Annotated in this window: 17 protein-coding genes; 13 read left to right on the forward strand and 4 right to left on the reverse strand. The window is 45.9% G+C overall.

Annotation, left to right across the window (positions count from 1 at the left end):
- The first annotated feature begins 1 nt into the window (after window position 1).
- Window positions 2-637 carry a thiamine phosphate synthase gene (gene thiE, locus BT105_RS07895; protein ID WP_072300217.1) on the forward strand — a complete coding sequence of 212 codons (636 nt, stop codon included), beginning with the start codon at window positions 2-4 and terminating at the stop codon, window positions 635-637.
- A gap of 240 nt (window positions 638-877) precedes the next feature.
- Here the strand turns inward: thiE and BT105_RS07900 are convergent, their stop codons facing one another.
- Together BT105_RS07900 and BT105_RS07905 are read right to left on the reverse strand one after the other, a co-directional pair.
- Complete coding sequence (locus BT105_RS07900) at window positions 878-1,351, reverse strand: TspO/MBR family protein (protein ID WP_072300218.1); 474 nt, start codon at window positions 1,349-1,351, stop codon at window positions 878-880.
- A gap of 57 nt (window positions 1,352-1,408) precedes the next feature.
- Window positions 1,409-2,071 (reverse strand): metallophosphoesterase family protein, encoded by a 663-nt coding sequence (locus tag BT105_RS07905; RefSeq protein ID WP_072300219.1) that lies wholly within the window; start codon window positions 2,069-2,071, stop codon window positions 1,409-1,411.
- Between the two features lie 239 nt (window positions 2,072-2,310).
- Here BT105_RS07905 and BT105_RS07910 point away from each other — a divergent pair, with 239 nt between their 5' ends.
- The gene (locus BT105_RS07910) at window positions 2,311-3,726 is read left to right on the forward strand and encodes a D-alanyl-D-alanine carboxypeptidase family protein (RefSeq protein ID WP_072300220.1); all 1,416 of its coding nucleotides are present in this window, start codon (window positions 2,311-2,313) and stop codon (window positions 3,724-3,726) included.
- A 362-nt stretch (window positions 3,727-4,088) separates the two neighbouring features.
- Here BT105_RS07910 and BT105_RS07915 read toward each other — a convergent pair whose 3' ends face one another.
- A complete protein-coding gene (locus BT105_RS07915) occupies window positions 4,089-4,826 on the reverse strand; it encodes an N-acetylmuramoyl-L-alanine amidase (RefSeq protein WP_072300221.1) in 738 nt (245 codons plus the stop codon).
- A gap of 139 nt (window positions 4,827-4,965) precedes the next feature.
- On the opposite strand from BT105_RS07915, the gene BT105_RS07920 reads away from it, so the two are divergent.
- Entirely contained in the window at window positions 4,966-5,817 is an 852-nt protein-coding gene (locus tag BT105_RS07920; protein ID WP_072300222.1) for a prephenate dehydrogenase, read from the forward strand.
- On the opposite strand, the gene BT105_RS07925 is transcribed toward BT105_RS07920, so the two are convergent.
- Window positions 5,810-6,760, reverse strand: coding sequence for an RluA family pseudouridine synthase (locus tag BT105_RS07925; protein ID WP_072300223.1), 951 nt, complete (start codon window positions 6,758-6,760; stop codon window positions 5,810-5,812). The genes BT105_RS07920 and BT105_RS07925 overlap by 8 nt on opposite strands.
- 207 nt (window positions 6,761-6,967) lie before the next feature.
- Between BT105_RS07925 and BT105_RS07930 the strand changes: the two genes are divergently transcribed.
- From BT105_RS07930 to BT105_RS07975, 10 genes are all read left to right on the forward strand, one after another.
- Window positions 6,968-8,560, forward strand: a complete 1,593-nt coding sequence (locus tag BT105_RS07930) for a glycoside hydrolase family 25 protein (protein WP_072300224.1) — start codon at window positions 6,968-6,970, stop codon at window positions 8,558-8,560.
- 63 nt (window positions 8,561-8,623) lie between these two features.
- Window positions 8,624-11,959, forward strand: a complete 3,336-nt coding sequence (locus tag BT105_RS07935) for a PD-(D/E)XK nuclease family protein (protein ID WP_072300225.1) — start codon at window positions 8,624-8,626, stop codon at window positions 11,957-11,959.
- A 1-nt stretch (window position 11,960) separates the two neighbouring features.
- Window positions 11,961-15,599, forward strand: a complete 3,639-nt coding sequence (addA, locus tag BT105_RS07940; RefSeq protein ID WP_072300226.1) for a helicase-exonuclease AddAB subunit AddA — start codon at window positions 11,961-11,963, stop codon at window positions 15,597-15,599.
- 554 nt (window positions 15,600-16,153) lie between these two features.
- Entirely contained in the window at window positions 16,154-17,137 is a 984-nt protein-coding gene (locus BT105_RS07945) for a M15 family metallopeptidase (RefSeq protein ID WP_081367835.1), read from the forward strand.
- Window positions 17,138-17,231: 94 nt separating this feature from the next.
- Window positions 17,232-18,371 carry a D-alanyl-D-alanine carboxypeptidase family protein gene (locus BT105_RS07950; protein WP_177243949.1) on the forward strand — a complete coding sequence of 380 codons (1,140 nt, stop codon included), beginning with the start codon at window positions 17,232-17,234 and terminating at the stop codon, window positions 18,369-18,371.
- Window positions 18,372-18,505: 134 nt separating this feature from the next.
- Window positions 18,506-19,840 carry a glucose-6-phosphate isomerase gene (locus BT105_RS07955; RefSeq protein WP_072300229.1) on the forward strand — a complete coding sequence of 445 codons (1,335 nt, stop codon included), beginning with the start codon at window positions 18,506-18,508 and terminating at the stop codon, window positions 19,838-19,840.
- Between the two features lie 70 nt (window positions 19,841-19,910).
- Entirely contained in the window at window positions 19,911-20,318 is a 408-nt protein-coding gene (locus BT105_RS07960; RefSeq protein WP_072300230.1) for a hypothetical protein, read from the forward strand.
- Window positions 20,319-20,413: 95 nt separating this feature from the next.
- Complete coding sequence (locus BT105_RS07965; protein WP_072300231.1) at window positions 20,414-20,863, forward strand: YceD family protein; 450 nt, start codon at window positions 20,414-20,416, stop codon at window positions 20,861-20,863.
- Window positions 20,864-20,897: 34 nt separating this feature from the next.
- Window positions 20,898-21,083, forward strand: a complete 186-nt coding sequence (gene rpmF / locus BT105_RS07970) for a 50S ribosomal protein L32 (protein ID WP_019678749.1) — start codon at window positions 20,898-20,900, stop codon at window positions 21,081-21,083.
- Between the two features lie 192 nt (window positions 21,084-21,275).
- A complete protein-coding gene (locus BT105_RS07975) occupies window positions 21,276-22,046 on the forward strand; it encodes a TraX family protein (protein ID WP_072300232.1) in 771 nt (256 codons plus the stop codon).
- The last annotated feature ends 17 nt before the right edge of the window (window positions 22,047-22,063 follow it).

Below are 22,063 nucleotides of genomic sequence, written 5' to 3' on the forward strand. Positions count from 1 at the left end.
TATGAAGTTTGATAAAAAGCAGCTTCTGCTTTATGCAGTTACCGAGAGAAGCTGTCTCCGCGGCGTGAGCCTTGAAGAAGCGGTGGAGCAGGCTATCCTTGGCGGTGTGACCTGCGTACAGCTCCGTGAAAAGAATATCACTCAGGAAGAAGTTATTGCAGAAGCAAAGAAGCTTCTGCCCATTTGCCATAAACATAATGTGCCCCTCATCATCAATGATGACTACGAAGCAGCGCTGAAAAGCGGTGCCGACGGCGTTCACGTCGGTATCGAGGACGCTCCTGTTGCGGAGATACGCAGAATAGCAGGTGAGGACTTCATAATCGGAGCTACAGCAAAAACTGTTGAGCAGGCAAAACTTGCCGAAGCATCGGGCGCTGATTACCTCGGCGTCGGAGCTGTATTCCCGTCGCCCACAAAAACTAACGCGATAAGGATAACTCCGCAGCAGCTTGCCGAGATATGCGGCTGTGTTGATATCCCTGCTGTTGCGATAGGCGGTATAACGGCTGAAAACGTCCGTGAGATAAAGGGCTGCGGACACAGCGGTATTGCTGTAGTATCGGCAATTTTCGGAGCTGATGACGTAAAAAAAGCTGCCGTTGAACTTACAAAGGCAGTAAAAGAGACGTTATAATTTCAGGGAACTTTGTCCCATGAAAAAGATAAAAAAAGCTGCGTATGAATACGCAGCTTTTTTCGTATGTGTGTTATTTACAGCAGAAGCCGAACATATCACAGAGAATCTTCCAGATGTTGCACATAATAATATCCCTCCTGTAAGTATTTGTCCTCCGGTGACAATATCATTATAGCACGGGATATCGTGTATTTTCAATGCAAAGATATTGGAAGAAAAAACGGCAGTTTCTTCTGCTCAGTTTAGGAAATAAATGGCAACTGCCAGATATGAAGCAAAGCCCAGCCATACAAGATAGGGGATATTCAGCTTTGCAGCGAGGGGAGATATTCTTCTGAATGAGAGTATCATTGCTCCAACAAGGAAAAACAGTATCACTGCCGCAGCTGCTGCAAGAGCAAAGGCACGGAAGCGGAAGAATATTATGCTCCATGAGAAGTTCACTGCAAGCTGTATGTAGTAGAGCTTCAGTGCAGATGAACGGCGCAGCTCGTTTTTTCTGTTGTTCCATATCATGTATGCAGAGATCCCCATGAGTGCGTAGAGTATCGCCCATACCACGGGGAACAGCCACGCAGGCGGAGAAAGCGGCGGTCTGATGACCTCGGCGTAAAATGATGTGAAATCGCCTGCAAGGAGAGCGGATAGAGCTCCCACCAGCTCTGCCGTAACAACAAAAATAAGCAGATCCGTTAATTTGAATTTTTTCATAGTATTACCTCTTTTGATTTGATAGTAAATACTATGTCGGATCTGCTTATAATATGTCTATTTTAACGGATAAAGGCAGTCATAGACTGCGTAGAATTTCAAGGGGATATGCTTGTCGATGTGGCATTTCCCGAAGAACCATTTTTTATAGGTACAGTTTTTGATGATGTCCTCGAAAAAGGCGTGAACCTCAAGGTGCTCCAGAACATCGACGCCAAGGCATTCCTTGAGAGAAGCGGGAGGCTCATGAGTGATTATGTAATCCACCTTGTAGTTGTGCTCCTTGAGATTTGCAATACCGTCAAGTATCTCCTGATGAGTAGGCATCTCGCGCTCCCACCAGTCGATGTTTCTTCTGAAGTCTATGTCCTGACTGTGTCCGCCGCCGAAAGCGAATATCTTCTTTTTCTCGATAGTGTAGACCTGACCTCTCATGAGATGAAAAATATTCTTCTCGATAAGGTGTATCTTGCCGCCGTTCCATTTGTCAACGGGGTATTTTTCCAGCAGGTCGTAGTTTTCGTGACAACCGTCCACAAAAGCTATTCTGAAATTCTTCTCGGCGAGCCTTTTCAGTGCGGCTTTTTCCTGTTTTGAGTTATTCCAGATGAAACCGAAATCACCTGTTATTATCAGGGTATCGCCTCGTGCTAATTTCTTCATTTCAGAGCTTTTAAAACGTGTGATGTCTCCGTGGGTGTCTCCTGTTACGTAGATCACATTAAAACCTCCGTTCTTTTGTTCAATTTATAGCAGCTATTTTTATCTGTGCTGCTTTCTGTGATTATTATTGTAGCATATTTTTTTATAAACGTAAAGAGGGGACAGGAAAATTTCAGAAAATTTTAATAAAATTTCTGAAACCCCTTTTAAAACACAAAAAAATCTGCTATAATATATTTTGGTGTTTCCTAAAATGAAATAATGCGAACATTTCGCTTGAATATAAAGGAGAATATATGAAAAAACTCTTATCCTTACTTGCTGCGGCTGTAATGGTACTGCCATTTGTAAGTGCGGCAAAAGTAAAAGCTGTGAACTTTCCGCTGGAAGAGCCTATACAGAGCGAATCGGCGGTGCTTATAAATCTCGATTCAAACATGGTCATACATGAGAAAAATGCAGACGCAAAGCAAATGCCGGGACCGCTTGTAAATATAATGACGGCTGTTGTCTGTCTTGAAAACTGCGAGGACCTTGATGAAAAGGTAACTATAGACGAGTCGATATACGAGTACCTTTATAATTATGAGTATCCCGACGATCTGAGGTTCGCAGAGATAGAGGACGGCGACGTTCTTACCATGACCGACCTGCTCTATGCAATGATGCTGACTTCATCTGTGGAAGCCTGCGAAACTATTGCTTACAAGATAGGCAAGGGCGATACAGAACGTTTTGTGGAGATGATGAACGAAAAGGCTGCCGAGCTTGGCTTGTTCGATACTCATTTCACCAATCCCACAGGCTTGTACGATCCGAATCAGTACACTACTGCAAACGATATGACAAAGCTTACCATGTATGCGCTTGACGTACCGATGTTTGAGACTATAGCTACTACCTACAGCTATACGCCTTCTAATCCTAATCCCGAGCACCATGACGATCCGAATTCATGGATATGGACTCATTCAAATGTTATGATGGATTCCGACGGTGACTATGCCTACAGCGGCACAAAGGGCATAAAAACCGCAAACCTTGATATGGCAGGAAGAAATATCATAACTATGGCGAGCCGTGACGGAAACAAATATCTTGCGGTGCTTCTGAAGTCTCCATTGAAATCATCGAGCGGCGATATCGCATATTTCCACATAGTTGACGCTATGTCCCTTTTTGACTGGGCATTCGGACATTTCTCCTACAAGACCATTCTTGCTGAAACCGCAGAGGTAGGAGAGCTGCCCGTTGAGCTTGCAGAGGGCAATGATTATGTCCTTGCAAAGCCCAAGGAAGAATTCACCCGTATCTGGTATGATGATATAGATATCTCTACCATAAGCCGCGACAAGGTTGAATGGTACAAGACGTCCTTACAGGCTCCCGTAGCAAAGGGCGAACCTCTCGGCAAGGTAACGCTGGAGTATTCGGGCGAGGAGCTTGGAACAGTTGAGATAGTTGCCGTAAGCAATGTTGAGCGCTCAGTATCCAAGTATAATATTTACGTTGCAAAGATGTTCCGAAAGTCAAGGTGGTTCAACAGAGCGCTGATGATATCGTTCCTGCTCTGCGCGATATATGTTCTGGTCTGCATATACGCATATGTGGTCTTCAAGAGCAAATCAAAGCCCATGAAGCCTATATATGCTGTTCCGAAGGTGAACAAAAATGACAGGCGCAGACGCCGTTCACAGGACGAAGAGAAATAAAAAACGTATAGCATAATCGCAAGACTTATATAGAAGCTTATAGTTAATTATGGGGGAAACCTTTCTGAGGAAAGCGTTTCCCCCATACCCCTTTCCAAAGACTTTTATCTGGTTTTTTCGCAGATAAAGCGCTTCATAAATAAAAAAAGTCCTGCAAAATGCAGGAGCGCCCTATCTGCGAAAAAACAAAACGAAAGTATTAGGGAGAGAGTTTGAGAGTGACTCCCCGCAGTGCGGGGAGATGTCACGCAGTGACAGAGGGGACGTCCTCCGTCAGAGGCCCCCTTTTTCAAAAGGGGGCCTCTCAATAATAAGCGTAAAATTTCTGTATAAATTCTATGATTATGCTGTACGTTTTTCTTTTATAAAGTTATATAATCGCTGCTGGAATAACCGTTTATGCCGTTATAGCTGACCACATACCAGCCGTTGGTCGCGCCGTTTATCATAACTGTGGCACCGTCGGGCATAGAGCCGATTATTTTTCCTGCCAGTGAGGGATAGCTCCGTATATTGAGGTTGCTTCCGTCTGTGGTGACAGTTCCCCAGCGGACTGCTCCTGCGTTCACAAAGGGGATACCGAAGTAATCGCAGAGAGAATTAGTGATGTTCTTTGCAATGGCTTCAAGATTATTTTTCAGCCATGCTTCGTCGGCGTAATTATCATGGTAGCCCAGCTCGCATAGCACAGCTACAGCCTTTGTCCGGAGCACCTCGCCAAGCGAGTAGGTAGGCACAGCTCTTACCTTGTCGGGGAGAGGATATATTGATTTTAGGTTATTGGCGATAATATTTGCAAGAGTTTCGCTGTAGCTGCTCTTAGGAGCAAAATATATATCTATCCCTCTAAGTCTGCCTGCGAGGTTTTCGGGAGCGGCATTGGAGTGGAGGGCAAGGTGCACATCGTAGCTGCCTGCGTTTGAATCTGCAATAGCTCCCGTAACGTTTCTGACGGGATCGTTGCGGACAAAGCTTATGCCGCAGGAGCGGAGATAGGGCTCCATACGGTCTGCAAGGAGATTCATGTAAAGCTCCTCGTTGCCCTCGGTGGCATACTGGTTCCATTCCTGAGTAGATGGACTTAAAAATACCTTTGGCATAAAAACATTCCTTTCCTGAGATTTGAGAAAGCTCTCCATATATTTTATGCAGAGGAGAGAAAAATGTTTTTAAAGCTATTGACTTTTGCTATTTAAAGTGTTATACTTTAAATGATAAAAGATACGGGAGGAAATTTTTATGAATATTCTTGTTGTTGGACTTGGACTTATCGGCGGTTCACTTTGTAAAGCGCTGAAAAAATACACATATCACACCGTAACAGGCTGCGACCTCAATCACGATATCGAGAATGCCGCACTCCGCGATGTTGCTCTTGATAACGTATTTGACGGCAGCTTTGAGGGCTACGACCTGATTATAATTGCTCTGTTTCCGCAGGGTTCGGAGATGTTTTTCAAGGAAAATGCTCCTAAAATAAGCAAAAACACCCTTATAACCGACGTCTGCGGTATAAAGGGCGAGTTTTCCGACAGAATGAAGGCTATTGCCGAAGCTAACGGGCTCAGATACGTTGGCATCCACCCAATGGCAGGCAAGGAGTTCGGCGGCTATTACAACAGTACAGCAGACCTTTTCGTAAAGGCAAACTTTATTATTGCACCTTTTGAGGACAGCGACGAAAAGGACACGGAGCTTCTTAAAAATGTAGCAACCGAGATTGGGGCAGGCAAAATAGTTGTGACAAGTCCCGAAAATCACGATAAAATGATAGCTTATACCTCACAGCTGGCGCATATCGTTTCCAGCGCTTATGTAAAGAGCCCCGAGCTTGGCTTGGAATGCGGCTTCAGCGGCGGAAGCTTTCAGGATATGACCAGAATCGCTACTATGAACGAGAAGATGTGGACAGACCTTTTCATGCAGAACAGGGAGAATCTCCAGTACGAGCTTGATACCCTTATCGCAAATCTCAACAAGTACAGCGAGGCGCTTAAAAGCGGCGACAAGGACAAAATGAAAGCCCTCATTGCTGAGGGCAGAGAGCTCAAGGAAGAGAATCTTCGTCACAGAGTCGGTCAGCCTAACTAAAGAATCTGACCTCGAATTCGGGCTTTGTAGCTGTTATATCGAGCTTGTTGAGATAGCTGACCGAGGACTCATCGGGAAGCTCGAATTTCAGCTTATATGCGCAGAGAGCCTGACGGAATACGCCGAATCTCTTGTTTACAGCTGTATTTCCGTACTTTCCGTCACCGAGGATAGGGGCTCCGATATGTGCAAGGTGAGCGCGTATCTGATGAGTGCGTCCCGTGTACAGTGTGACTTCCACAAGAGACAGGGGAGCTTTTTCAGCAATAACGCGGTAGCCCGTTTTAATAGGCTTAAAGCTGTCACATGGCGAGTCAAGAATCTTAACGAGATTTCTTGACTCGTCTTTTTGATGATAGGCGGTGATTATATCCTCTTTTTTCGGCAGAGGAGCAGCAGTTATACAGTGGTATATCTTATGGACGCTGCCGCTTCGTATGGCTTCATTGATATCGCGGAGAGCCGCCGCAGTCTTAGCGGCTGTCACAAGTCCGCAGGTGTTTCGGTCAAGGCGGCTGCAAAGTGCAGGCGCAAAGGAGCTTTCGCTCTCAGGTGAGTATTCCCCCTTATTATATAAGTAGTGTTTAACTCTGTCGATAAGAGTGTCTGTCAGCGGACTTCCGTTTGAATGTGAGTCAAGTCCCACAGGCTTGCTGACGATAAGCACATTTTCGTCCTCGTAGACTATGTCAAGGTATGGCGGACAGTTAAGAAAGCTCATATCGTGCTGTTTTTCCGCAGAAACGTCATCTTTGACGTACACAGTTACGATATCTCCCACATTAAGTTTGGTGGAAATATCGCAGCGTTTTCCGTTTATTTTGATATCTTTTTTGCGTATCAGACGATACATCATGCTCTTTGGCATATCTGGAAGAGCTTTTGTCACAAATTTGTCTACTCGCTGACCACTGTCATTGTCATTTATTACAAATTTCTTCATTTATTATCTCCTGAATATTACATGAAAGTATCTATAAGTTACAAAAACATTTCTAAAATTTCTTCAAACCATACAAAATTATGCTTCTTTTGATATTTTTTGAACTGTAACAGTTGAAATAAATTGAGAAGTATGTTATAATTTACAAAAAGCTATGAAACAGTTATTTCTTTTTTGTAACGTTAACGAAAGGGAGTTTGATCGGATATGAGGATATATAAGAGCCTGCTTTCTGTACTGATGGCTTGTTCTTTCATCGGTTCAAGTGCAGCATTATCACCCTCAGAAGCTTTCGCCGAAAATAATATAAGCTGCAATATATATGATACCACAATTGAGCTTGAAAGTAAAGAGGCTTCGGGCAGTATCTCGGTTGATACCGCAGAAAACGGTACTGTAGAGGCTGCTGAGCTTACAGAAACGCCGTTTAATGTTTTTGATATTTATAACGCTCATCAGACCTATGTCAAGATGCATTCGGGCGACAAGAGCCTGATGTACAAAAAGGCAGAGGGCATAGATGTTTCCTATGCACAGGGAAAGATAGACTGGCAGGCTGTTAAGGACAGCGGAATAGATTTCGCTATAATCAGGGCCGGTTACGGTAATGCTGATAAGTATCCCTATCAGAAGGATACATGGTTTCAGTACAATATCGATGAAGCCCAGAAGGTCGGCATGGATATCGGCATATACTGGTACAGCTACGCTTACAGTCCCGAAGAGGCGCGTGAAGAAGCTATATCATGCTATAACATCATAAAGGATTACAACTTCAAATATCCTGTTTATTTCGATATTGAGGAGGAAGGTCAGAAGAAGCTCCCTATCTCGGAGATATCTGCGATAATCGATGTTTTCTGCTCTACAATCGAGTCAAAGGGATATTCCGCAGGCGTATACAGCTTCTCAAGTCTGCTTACGTCCAAGGTCTATCAGCAGGTGCTGGATAAATATGCTGTATGGGTTGCCCACTGGGACGTTAAAGCTCCCGGATATACAGGCAATTACGGTATGTGGCAGCACAGCGACAAGGGCAGGGTGAACGGAATCGACACTGTTGTCGATCTGGATCACTGCTATGTGAATTATCCGTACCTGATATCTCCCGATACATATGAGCCCGACGGCACAGAGACCGACGCAAGCGTTCCGATACGTCCTGTGAACGTAAATAAGGGCGTTGCAAGCGGTATCGACGTTTCGGTATGGCAGGGCAAAATGGATTGGGACAAGGTAAAGGCAAGCGGTATAGATTATGCGATGTTACGCGCAGGCTACGGCAATCTTGCATCGCAGACCGATAAGTACTTTGAAGCTAACATAGAGGGCGCTGAAAAGGCTGGTATCGACTGCGGAGCTTACTGGTACAGCTACGCTGAATCTCCTGAGGACGCTGTCAAGGAAGCAGAGGCTTGTCTGGAGGTCATCGATGGACACAAGTTCGCTTATCCTATATACTACTGTGTAGAGGATCAGTGCTTCGCTTCAAAGAGCAACAAGGAGATATCCGATATAATCAAGGCATTCTGCTCGACTCTTGAGAAAAAAGGCTACTATGTAGGCATAAAGAGCTATGCAAACTTCCTTACTTCAAGAGTGGACGAGTCTGTATTCGCTGATTATGATGTATGGGTAGCTCACTACGGAGTATCAAAGCCCGAGTTCAGCAAGAATTACAATATGTGGCAGTATACCAACGACGGAAAGTTAAACGGTCTCAGCGGCAGCTTCAATCTTGATTATGCTTATCTTAAGTTCCCTGAGATAATGAAAAAGAACCATCTGAACGGTTTCTGATAACGAAGATCAATATGCATACCGTTTTTCGCGGTATGCATATTTTATGTAAAGAAGGCAGTTATGGTTGAATTTATAACAGGTGCGGCAGGCTGTGGAAAAACCACAGGAATGTTTGCAAAGATACAGAAAAAATGCGGTGCGGCAGAAAAGCTCTGCATAATAGTTCCCGAGCAGTTTTCGCAGGATTTCGATAAAAAGCTCTATTTCTATCTTGGTGCGGAGAACTTCAACGAGCTTTTTTCCCTGAGCTTTACAGGTCTGGCAAGACAGCTTTTCCAGCTCTACGGCGATCCTGACCGAAAGGGCGAATTTGCCGATGATATGGCGAAAATGATTCTCATATATCAGGCTGTGAACGCCGCGATGTCACGTCCCGAGTCTCTCAGCAGCTTCCGCAGACAGAGTCAGCAGAGCGGCTTTGCTGAGGAGATAATGACGCTGATACGCGATATCAAGCGCTCGGGCATATCTCCCGAGGAACTTGTACAGCGCTCCCGTACTCTCGACAAGAGACTTATGGACAAGACCGACGATGTTGCGGCTATTTTTCTTGAATATCAGCGCCTCATGGCTGAGTACGGCTTCAAGGACGAGCTTGACAATATCCGCGAAGCCGCAAAGATAGCGAATCTCCACGAGTATTTCAAGGGCAAGACGGTCTTTCTCGACGAATTTGAGAGCTTTACCGCAGACCAGTACGAAATGCTCCGCGTTATGATATCCTCAGCGGAAAATGTGTGCATAGCCCTCAGAACAGACGACGTCAACGCAGGAGCGTACACACTTTTTGAGACCGTAAACGACACCTACAGGAAGATAATGAATATCTGCCGCGAAATCGGCGTGGAAACTTCCGTAGAAAAGTGTGAAAAGTGTTACAGATTTAAAACTCCCGATCTTGAATACGTCAGCAGGAGAGCCCTTGTGAACCAGAAAAACGAGGCGGATAAAGCTCCGAAGGCTGAGAATGTGCGTATTTTCGAGGCAAGGGATATGTATGACGAGGCGGAGTTCGTATGCGCCGTTATCAAGCACCTTGTCTATGAGGACAGGTCGCTGATGTACAAGGATATTGCCATAATCTCCAATGATATCGCAGTTTATTCAGACGTGCTGAAGGCTTCATTCAAGAGATACGATATCCCGTATTTCCTGAGCCTTGAAAAGGACGTCGCTCATACCTCGGTAATGGTGTTCTTTACGTCCATGCTCGATATATTATCCAGCCGCCGTATCCGCTCGGAGCAGATATTCCGATTCCTCAAAAGCGGACTTCTGGACGTTACTCTCACTGAGGTATCTCTGCTGGAGAATTACTGCTATAAATGGGACGTTGACGGCGACAGCTGGCTGGAGGAGTTCACTGCCGAGGACGAACAGCTGGAGCTCCTTGAAAATATCAGAAAAAAGACTGTAGTTCCACTTATAAAGCTGAAAAAGAAGCTGAATGGCAAAAACACTGCCGAAAAGCTGTGCGGTTTGCTATATGACCATATAGTTTACTGCAATGCTGAGAAAAACACCGCAAAGCTCATGGGACAGCTCATCAAGCAGGATAAGGACTACGAAGCGGCGGAGCTGAAACGACTCTGGGGCTGCCTTATGGATATACTGGACAGTCTTTGTGATACACTCGGCGGCAGGGAGATAAGCTTTGCCGAGTTTTCACGCATTATCCGTTCTATGATAGGACGTATCAAGTATTCAGTGCCGCCCCAGACTCTTGACGCTGTTACTGCGGCTTCTGCGCGAATGGCAAGACTTGACTCCCCGAGAGTTGTATTCGTCATGGGAGCCAACGACGGGGATTTCCCCAATCAGATAAGTCTCCACGGACTGTTCTCCGAGGCTGAGAAGTCAAAGCTTTCCGAGAACGGCATTGAGCTTTCAACGCCTCTTGCAGAACTTATCGCTTCGGAGCGCCTTGTAGTTTACAAGGCTGTATCCGCGGCTTCGGACAAGCTCTATATAACCTATCCGCTGTCCGATCTATCGGGACAGGCAAAATATCCTGCCCAGATCGTTGACAGGATAATTGCCATGTTCGGCGACGAGAGCATTCGCATGACAAGCGGCAGTATTTCCACTGACTATTACGCAGCTACGCTACATTCCGCGTTCTATCATTATATGCAGGAGCGAAAAAGCAATGACACCGCTGTTGCTTCTGTCAAGGAGCTTCTCATGGGCGCTCCCGACTACAGGCGCAGGCTGTCTTATGTAATGAGCAGGGGCTATCACACCCAGAGCTTCAGCATAGACAGGGATATCATGGAAAAGCTGCAAAGCTTCGAGCCGCTGAAGCTGTCATCATCGGGACTTGAAGAGTACAACCTGTGCCATTTCAAATACTTCTGCGACAAGTGTCTGAGACTTCATCTCAACGAAAAGGTGGAGCTTGACGCAAGAATCGCAGGCGAGCTGACTCACAGGTGCTTTTACGGTATTCTCGGAAAGTACAGCAAGACAGAGTTCGTGAACCTGTCCTGTGACGCTGTAAAGTCGGAGATAAACACCTGCGCAGAGGAATACCGCAATGAGGCTCTTGCAGGAGATTTCGGCAAGGACGCCAAGTTTGACCTTATCTTCAATAAGCTGACTGAGCGTATGTCCGAGGTATTCATGTATACCCAGCAGGCGCTTATGGCTTCGGATTTCGTGCCCCACAAGTTCGAGCTTGACCTGAGAGACAGCCATTCCGTGATACTGCCCTTCGGCGACGGCAGAAAGCTCAGCTTCGGCGGTATAGTTGACCGAGCTGATGTGTGCGACATGGACGGTGATAAGTATCTCCGCATAATCGACTACAAGAGCAGCCGCAAGGACATAACGGCGGAAACTCTTGCCTGCGGAATCAATATGCAGATGCTGCTGTATCTCTTTGCTTCCACGGACAAGGGCGGCATATACGAGGGCTATTTGCCTGCGGGAGTTCTTTATTCTCCCGTAAGGATATCTGAGGTGCATCTCGAATCACACAAGGTGGATTCAAAGAATACGGGAGCTGTCAATTCAGCGCTCCGTACCAGCGGACTTGTCCTCGGTGACAGGGATATTCTTGAAGCTATGGAAAAGAACGTCCGCGGCGAGTTCATACCCGTAAAGCTTGACAAAAACGGAGTTCCCGACAAAAATTCCGCTTGTATATCCGCAGAGGGAATGACCTTGCTGAGAAATTACACCTACGGCAAGCTGAAAAGCATGGCTGAGTCCCTCCTTGCAGGCGACGCCGAAGCTGTTCCGCTTCTTATGGGGAACAAGCTGCCCTGCACCTACTGCGAGTACATGAATATATGCGATAATTCAGAGCTTGAACGGCAGAGAACGCCCGACGAGATCGCGGTTGCCGAGGCTCAGGAGATACTGGGCAAGAAATACAAGGGAGAGGAGGAGTAATATGAGCTGGACGCAGCAGCAGCAGAATGCTATTGACGCGAGAGATACGTCCCTTATCGTATCTGCAGCCGCAGGAAGCGGCAAGACGGCGGTACTTACGGAGAGACTGGTTCAGCTCATAGCCGACAAGGATTCGGGAGTCCGCGCAGACAGAATGGTAGTTGTTACCTTTACAAACGACGCCGCAGCGGAACTGAAAAAGCGCCTTGACAGCAAGCTCCGCGCTCTTATCAACGAGCACCCCGATGACCGTCATCTGCTAAAACAACAGATACTTCTGCAAAGTGCAAGGATATCGACGATAAACTCCTTCTGCTTCGACCTTATAAGGGATAATATAGGCGAAAACGGCGTGACCTCGGGATTCAGCGTGCTTGACGACACTGATAACAAGGTGCTGAGAGCCCGTGCTCTTGAAGAGCTTATCAACTATTACAGCGCCAATGAGTACGACAAGATATCCTTTATGTACGACCGTTTCTGCATAAAAGACGAGAAAAGGCTTGTGGAAGTCATCGAAAGGGCGGATAATTTCCTATCTTCCGTAACAATGTCCGAAAAATGGCTTGAAACAGCCGTGGAAAACTACAACACTGATTTTGAGAGCTCGGTCTATTGCCGTAAGCTCATTGAAACTCTTACCCGTCAGCTTGAATCGGCACTTAAAGCGGCTGATGATAATATGGGCATGATAAGCCGAATTTTCCCCGATATGGCGGCTGCGGCGGCAGTGAAGTCCTATGAGCAGGCTGAAAACGACTACGATAATGTGTCAGACCTGCTGGGAGTATTCAGAAACGGACGTATCCCCACAGCTGAAGAATGTGCAAAGGCTGAGGATTTCGCAGACCTTGTGAGAGTCGGAAAGACTCCACATGACAAGGCTCTGAGGGATATCTTCAAGAAAAAGCGCGATATAATCAAAAAGAGCGTTGCCAAAGTCATAAGCAGTATCACCTCCGTTGAGAGCGACTTTGCCGAGAGCGGCGAGGTGACTGCTGTTCTTGCGGATATGCTGAGAAAGTACCATGAGATACTGTGGGAGAAGAAGTGCGAGAAAAATGCTCTCAGCTTTGATGACGGCGAGCGCCTTGCGCTGGATATTCTTGCTGCCGAGGACGAAAACGGCAGGATAATACAGTCCGAAGCTGCTGAGAAGATAGCCGACTTTTACGATATAATCATGATAGACGAGTATCAGGACTCCAATAACAAGCAGGACCTGATATTCAAGCTCATATCCAAGAATTATAAGCTCGGAGAAAACGGTGAGCCCCTCTACGGCGACAATGTTTTCCTTGTTGGCGACGTGAAGCAGTCTATCTACCGTTTCAGACTGGCGAATCCGCGGAACTTCATAAACACGCTGAAAGGTGCGGACAAGTATTCCGCAGACAGCGACAGCAAAAATCAGTACATAACCCTTAACAAAAATTTCCGGAGCTCACCGCAGGTCATCGACTTCGTAAACTATGTTTTTTCTCAGATAATGAGCGAAAACTGCGGCGATATTGACTATAACAGCGACGAAATGCTATATTTCGGAGCACAGCATTTCACTGAGAGCGGCGGAAGTCAGCGTATCACTCACATCTCGTTTATCAATGACGAGCCCTGTGAAGATGACGAGGAAAGCGTTAATATCAAGGCTGACCGAGAGGCGGTATTCACGGCACAGAAAATAGCGGATATGCTGAAAAATGGCGTTCTTGTCACCGACAGGGACGGCATTCAGCGTCCGTGCAGACCGTCGGATTTCTGTATCCTTGTGCGAAACAACTCCTACATCAACGTCTATGCCGACGAGCTCAACAGGATAGGCGTGCCTGCAAAGGGCAACGAGGAGGCAGGCTACCTTAAATCCCGTGAAATAGCAGTTCTTATCGACCTGCTGAGAGTTATCAGCAACCCATTGCAGGATATTCCAATGGCAGCGGTAATGACCTCGCCTATGTATATGTTCAGTATATCCGACCTTGCGGTCATAAAGTCACTCGACAAGCACAGAGCACTTTTTGCGATAATTCGTGGCCTGGCAGAGGGAGAGTATGAGGAATGCACGGATATGTTCCTGAGGGAGCATTGTATGGAGTTCCTTGAATCCCTTGACGAATTCAGGCTTGACTCCGTGACTATGACTTTAGGCGAGCTTATCGGCGAGATATATGATACCACGGACTTTATCTCAGTTATGCAGCTCTACAGCGACGGCGACCAGAAACGTGCAAATCTCCGCGCGCTGATACAGTATGCTCAGAATTATGAGAGCTCCGCCGCATTTGACGGCACGGGCGGACTTAACGGATTTCTGCGTCACCTTGACAGAGTCATGGAGAACGGCGACTACGCACAGGGCAAGATATCGGCTTCGGCAGGTGAATACGTCAACGTTCTGACGCTTCATCGCTCCAAGGGACTGGAATTTCCATTTGTTTTCATAGCAGAGACCTCCGTGAACTTCAAATTCGACTCAAAAACTGTCATGTGCAGCGACGACGGCAGGATAGGCTATGTGCTGTATGAGCCGACATTGTTCCGAAAGTACAGGACGTTCCAGCAGACCATGCTCTCAGCCGAGGAGGAAAGAGCCACACGAAGCGAGGAAATGAGACTTCTCTACGTCGGACTTACAAGGGCTCAGCAGCAGCTTTTCATAAATCTGAAATGCAGCGAAAAGGCACTGAAACGTGTAAACTCCCTCATTGACAGCTGTATGCTCCACAATGACGACATAACCGAGTGGGTGTCAGAGGCTAAGAGCTTTTCTGACTGGCTTTGGGCTGCTGTTATACGCAGTAAGGAGTTTGCGGATATCGCTCAGCAGCTTGGGCTTGATGTCAGCAGACTTGGAGCAGGCAGTGCGGCTGATACGCTGTTTGAGTACGAGATTGTTGAGACAGCTTCGGCTGAAACCGAGGAAAGCGAAGAGGAAACAGAGGAGGCTGCGGCTGACGAAGTGCTCATTGCAAAGATGAAGGACATCATAGACTTTAAGTACGACAGAACGCTTTCCGAGACTCCTGCAAAGCTGAGCGTTACCCAGATAACCAAGAAGCTTAAAGAGAACGACGACCGTTTCGATTTCAGGTTGAAACGCCCGAAGTTCAAGTCCGAGGGTACAAAGCTGACAGGTGCAGAGCGCGGAACGGCGATACACACATTTTTCCAGTACTGCGACTTTGACAATGCTATTAATGCTGCCGAATCCGAGATAGCAAGCATTACGCAAAAGGGCTATATCAGCAGGGCAGAGGCGGAATCCATAAGCGTTGAGAACGTTGCGGCGTTCTTCGAAAGCAGTCTATATGACAGGATAAAGAGCTCCCTGCGCTATGTCAGGGAGAAGAAATTCATGGTAGCGGTCTCTCAGCTTGATATCGAGAACGAAACTCTCGACAGGCTGAAAAAGTCCGACGGCATGATAAAGGGTATTATCGACCTTATGTTTGAGGAGCCTGACGGCATAGTCATAGTAGACTACAAGTCCGACAGGGGAGTATCCCTTGCGGCGCTGAAAGAGCGGTATGCTATGCAGCTGAGGCTTTACAAGGCGGCAATAGAGCTGACCACAGGCAAGAGAGTAAAGGAAACTTTGCTCTATTCCTTTGAGCTGAAGGACAGCATTACAGTTGAACTTTGATGAACAGGCTCTCCAAAGGGGGAGCCTGTTGTGCTGTCTGTATAAGATAGAACATAGTTTTTGTATAATTCGCAGAATATGAAAAAAATGTTGACAAGGAAATTATTCTGTACTATAATATAAGATACAGAGATATATAATATTATGGTGTAGAATGAACAAAAGAAGGAAACAAATTTCGCAATGCTGAATAAAAACATACAGGCACGGCGGTTTTCCTTTAAAAGTTCTAATATTTTTCGGAGTCGACAGCTGAGGCTGACTATAGGTATTTACAGACGTACTGTTTCTGCATATCTTGCCATTAGTTAAAGCTGACGTAAAAGGTGTCGCACCTTTGTATCCGGGTTACTACAGAACAGGCAGGGAAACAGCAGTGTCTTTTTATTTTTCCCTTGCGGCGGACAAGTCGGGGGAAGCTGAACAAAGATAATTTGGCTGAAATGCTATTCTGATATAAATAATACTCGGGCGTATGCCTGAAAAACGATAGAAAAATAAAGAAAAAGAACCAAAGTATTATTTTATGATGTAGAACAAAACAATCGGAGGATATGGTAAAAATGCAGGAGCCAAAGAGAAAAAAGCTCAGGTTCAGCAGAGTTTTGCTTGCTATGGGCGCTATTGTAATAACACTTTCGGGTGCTGATACCCTCAGAAGAAGTCTGGCAAGTCAGCAGCCTTTAAATCTTACAATAAACGGAAACTTCCGTAGTTCCGAAGCACAGGAGGTGACTCCCACAGGCAGCAGCCTTTCGCTGGGCACAACCGACGAGAGCACAACTGCTTTTGAGGGTGTAAAGTATCTGGGCTATTCGGAGTACGAGTTATCGAAAAATGAACTTGCAGAGGGTATACTTGCAATATATACCGAGAGCGCTCCCGCAAAAGAGGATTACAGTAAGGCTATGGTAGATCTGTCGGAGGAGAAGAACGAATTCTATACCCTTGTTGACGAGAAGGTTGAACTCAACGAGGACGCGGCAGAGGCACTTAACTCCATGATGGAGGATTATGCTAACCAGACAGCTTTGGCTGATTTTATCGTATACGGAACTACCGATACATATACAGGCGAAGATTCATACTGCCCAAAGGCTTTCAGTGAGTCCAAGGCGGGATACTGCGTAGACCTCGCATTGAACGCTTACGGCTCTGTGCTGTCATACGACGGATATGACACCGAGGGCTGGATAGTTGAGAACTGCTGGAAGTATGGATTCATAGTAAGATATCCACAGAATAAAAAGGACAAGACAGGCAATGAATATTGCCCGTGGCATCTCAGATACGTGGGTGAGATACACGCAGCAATAATGGAAAAGAAGCAGATGTGCCTTGAGGAGTACGTTGATTTCCTCAAGCAGTACACATTTGAAGAGCCATACAGCCTTACATTCAACGATAAGGGATATCAGATATACTCAGTTATCGGAAACGATGAAAAGTACAAAACGAGAGTACCGATATCGGGTAATTACGAGATTACAGGCGATAATAAGGACGCGTTTATTATCACCGCTTTAAAAAATGAATAAAAAGGAGATAAAGGAGCAGCTTTTGCTGCTCCTTTATCTCCTTTTTATTCATTTTTTTGCAGGAATACGCATATTATCCTTTGAGGTGATGAATATGCTGAAAAAACTGAGAAATATAGCTGTTATACTGGTTTTTGCGGCGCTTTCGGCGCTTTTTATGGGAGCGAATGCAAAGGAAGAGCCCCAACCGCAGGCGTATGTGCTTATGGAGGCTGAGACGCACACGGTCCTGAATGAGCTTAACGCCGATAAACGGCTGAATGCAGGATATCTAACCAAGCTTATGAGCGTACTTCTCATAGCAGAGGACATACAGAACGGGGAGTATTCTCTTGCTGACGAGCTTACTGCCTCCGAGAGCGTCACCAATACCAAGGGAGCTGTCATATGGCTCGAAAGCGGCGATAAGATGTCAGTTGAGGAGCTTCTGAAAAGCGTTATAATCGGAAACGCCAACGACGCTATGACAGTTCTTGCGGAGAAATCCTCGGGAAGTACCGAAAGCTTTGTCATGGACATGAACGCAAAGGCTTTTGATTTAGGTCTGCGTGATACGCGGTTTGTCTCGCCCTATGGATATTATTCCGCGGAGGAGTACACGACAGCCCGTGATATGGCGGTTATCTGCTGTGAGCTGGCAAAATATGATTTTCTGACGCCTATGTTTTCAACGTGGCGTGATTTTGTAAAGGGCGGAAAGACAGAGCTTGTAAGCGAAAACGCTCTTATTCGTACTTACGACCGACATATCGGCTTCAAAGCCTGCCATTCTGATGAAACGGGTTACTGCGCTGCCGAGGGCGGACGCAATGAAAGCGGCAGTACCTTTGTATCGGTAGTTCTTGGGGCTGAAAATGCGGATATATCTCTCGGGACTGCAAAAAAGCTCGTTCGCAGCGGCTTCAGCGGCTATAAGGTGGCATTTACAATGTTTCCCGACGAGATGCTTACCCCTGTAAAGGTGAAAAACGGAACTTCTGCGGCTGTGGAGATATACCTCAATGAGCAGGGAAAGACTGTTGTGCCCAAGGGCTCGGGAGAGCTCCGCGCAAGGGTAGTCATTCCCGAATATCTTACAGCTCCTGTGAAAATTGGTCAGCCAATCGGCACAGCAGCCTTTTATAACGACGATACGCTTGTATACGAAAGCGAACTGCTGACGAAAAGCGCTGTTCCGAAACTGAGCTATAAATATATTTTATATAAGCTGTTGGATAAAATGATGGAAAAGTGAGGATAGAATTGTTATAAATATACAAATGTTGAAATTGTTACGCAAAGGACTTGAAAAAAATCCAAAAATATAGTATCATAAAGATGGTAAATTATATTTGTATGGCTTACCATACATATTGGAGGTAAATTCTAATGTCTTTAAAACTCAACACCAAATACTTGAAGGACTTCGTCAATGCTGACGAAATGGCTGGTATCAAGGCTCAGGTAGAGGCTGCTGCTCAGTCACTTCACAGCAAGTCAGGTCTCGGCAATGATTTTTTAGGCTGGGTAGAGCTCCCTACAGCCTATGATAAGGAAGAATTCGCACGTATCAAGGCAGCTGCCGAGAGAATCAAGAAGAATTCAGATATCCTTATCGTTATCGGTATCGGTGGTTCATATCTTGGCGCAAGAGCAGCTATCGAGCTTCTCAAGTCGCCTCTTTACAACAATATGAAGAAGGACACACCTGATATCTATTATGTTGGAAACAGCATCAATCCTGCTTATCTCAACGAGATCATTGCTCTCTGTGAGGGTAAGGACTTCTCTGTAAACGTTATCTCTAAGTCAGGTACGACCACAGAGCCCGCTCTTGCTTTCAGAATCTTCAAGAAGATGGTTGAGGATAAATATGGCAAGGAAGAAGCTAAGAACCGTATCTTCGCTACTACAGACAAGGCAAGAGGAACTCTCAAGAACCTCTCAGACGCTGAGGGCTACGAGACATTCGTTATCCCTGACGATGTAGGAGGACGTTTCTCTGTTCTTACAGCTGTTGGTCTTCTTCCTATTGCAGTTGCAGGCTGCGATATCGACGCTCTCATGAAGGGCGCTGCCAAGGCACAGGCTGACTTCTGCGCAGATTTCGACAATAACGATTGCTATAAGTACGCTGCACTCAGAAATATCCTTTACAGAAAGGGCAAGTCAGTAGAAATGCTGGTTTCCTACGATCCAAGCTTCGTAATGATGTCTGAGTGGTACAAGCAGCTCTTCGGCGAGAGCGAAGGCAAGGACAACAAGGGCATATTCCCGTCAGCAGCTGTTTTCTCAACAGACCTTCACTCAATGGGACAGTATATCCAGGACGGTGCAAGAATTCTCTTCGAGACAGTTGTTGACATCAAGAAGCCCAAGACTGATCTCTTCCTCGAGCCCGACGCTGAGAACCTTGACGGTCTCAACTTCCTCACAAACCAGAATATGTCAGTAGTAAACAGAAAGGCTTTCGAGGGTACTGTTCTCGCTCATACAGAGGGCGGAGTTCCTAACATCATTCTCGAGCTTGACGATACTACAGAGGAAAATGTAGGCTACATGATCTATTTCTTCGAGAAGGCTTGCGCTATCTCAGGCTATGTTCTCGGTGTTAATCCTTTCAACCAGCCAGGCGTTGAAAGCTACAAGTCCAATATGTTCGCTCTTCTCGGCAAGCCGGGTTATGAGGGCGCAAAGGCAGCTCTTGAAGCTAAGCTCGGCTGATCGCTGTGTTTAGTTCATAATACAAAATATAATACGTCACAAATGCCGCAAGGCACGGAAGGAGTAAATTATGATTAAACTTATTACAGGTAAAAAAGGCACAGGTAAAACAAAGATACTTATCGACCAGATCAACGAAGCTGTAAAGTCAACAAACGGCAACCTCGTTTGCATCGAAAAGGGCGATAACATCAGACGTTCTATCAGCTTCAGAGTTAGATGGTGCGATACAGAGAGCTTTGCTATTGAGGGTACAGACGCTTTCTATGGCTTCGTAGCAGGTATGCTCGCAGGCAACTACGATATCAAGGACGTTTTTGTTGACGGTATCCTCAAGATCGTAGGCAGAGATTACGACGCTCTCGGCAATCTCTTTGAGAAGCTCGACAAGCTCACAGGCGAAGAGGCTACTATCGTATTTACAGTTTCAGCTGACGATTCTGAGCTTCCTGAGAGCGTAAAGCAGTTCATCAAGTAATTCTGCGGAAAAATTTGAAATTTTTACACCGAAGTATTGACAGATAAAGTCAATTGGTGTATAATATATCTTATAGTGCTCTGAAGGATTGTTGTATGAAGATCAATTTAAAGCAGATATTCAATATTGTCGGAGAGAAAAAAGATTTCTCCTATGAGATAGCTCCAGAAGAATTCGGTGATATCAAAGGATTTTCATTCGGTTCCGATGTTAGTCTCAGCGGAAAGCTCTATAACAGGGCAGGCGTAGTCTATCTTGATTATACTGCCGTATTCAAGCTTCTTCACACCTGCGACAGGTGTCTGAAAGAGTTTTCCAGAGAATATGATCTTTCCTTTGACCATATTGTTGTTCCTTCCGTCAGCAACGATGATAACGATGATTATATCGTGGCAGACGGCGAGAGCATTGAATTGAATGAAGTTGCGCTGAATGATATTCTCCTCAGTCTGCCGACTAAGGTGCTTTGCAGGGAAGACTGCAAGGGACTGTGCATGGTCTGCGGCTGTGACCTGAATGAGTCTCAGTGCGATCATCTTAATTAATCTGAGCCGTGAGGCTCTGTAAGGAGGTGCCACAATGGCTGTACCAAAGAGAAAAACTTCTAAGGCAAGACGCGACAAGAGACGTTCTGCTGTTTGGAAGCTCGAAGCTCCTGCAATGTCCAAGTGTGACAACTGCGGCGCATATAAGGCTCCCCATAAGGTCTGCAAAAACTGCGGATTCTATAAGGGCGTTGAGGTCCTTAAGATCGACGCTGAATAATCGGCTTGATCCGATAAAAGAGAAGGAGAGGAGGAGAGAATCCTTCTCTCCTTTTTAAGTATCTGATTTTTGCAATAACAGACCGCTTTGCAGGCTTATGCCAAAACGTATTATCGAAGAATTTCAGCAGATATTCCTCGAAAATACTGCGCTTCAGAGCTGAATAACGTGTATCAGCTCGTAGGGGGGAATATGGAAAAGAGCAGACTTAAAGTCATAAACCGCGACGTGATAAAGTATATCATCATATTTTTCATGTTCTGGGGACATCTTTTCGCATGGCTGAGCGTTGGTGATACGCCGCCTGACGGACTTTTTGCCGATTGTCCCTTTTGGCAGAGAATTTTCATTCGGCTTAGTCTGATGACTCCGCCTGTAATGTTCTTTTTCATTGCCGACGGCTACAAATACACTCGCTCTGTTAAGAAATACGCACAGAGGCTTTTTATTTTTGCCTGTATAACGCAGGTCCCGTTCACTCTTTTGTGGGGACCTATAACAGGCTGGTGGGGCGCGAACATCATGTTCACCCTGTTTTTCAGCCTGCTTGCTTTATGTGCATGGGAGAGCCATTTCAAGCTCTGGCAGCGTATCGCCCTTATAGTGCTTATATGCGGCGTTACTACAGCTCTTGTGTCCGAGTGGTTCATATTCGGACCGCTTATAGTGCTGGGGCTCCATATCTTCCGTGAAAAGCCGAAGGCAAGGCTGATATGGTATGCCTGCGTCTGGGCAGTATATATCCTCGTATCGGATATACCGCTGTATTTTGAGGGATTCTCGCTTATAAAGCTTGAATCGACAGCTATGCATATATTCGATTTTGCGGCGGCATATGCCCTTATGACAGTGTTCTACAACGGCAGAAAGGGAAGATTCCCTAAGTTTTCAAAGTGGTTTTTCTATATATTCTATCCTGCCCATTTATGGCTGGCAGTGATACTCAGACTTGTTTTGAAGTAAAGAGAGAAAGGAGAGCA

The sequence above is a fragment of the Ruminococcus flavefaciens genome, assembly GCF_900119075.1.
Classification (GTDB): domain Bacteria; phylum Bacillota; class Clostridia; order Oscillospirales; family Ruminococcaceae; genus Ruminococcus; species Ruminococcus flavefaciens_Q.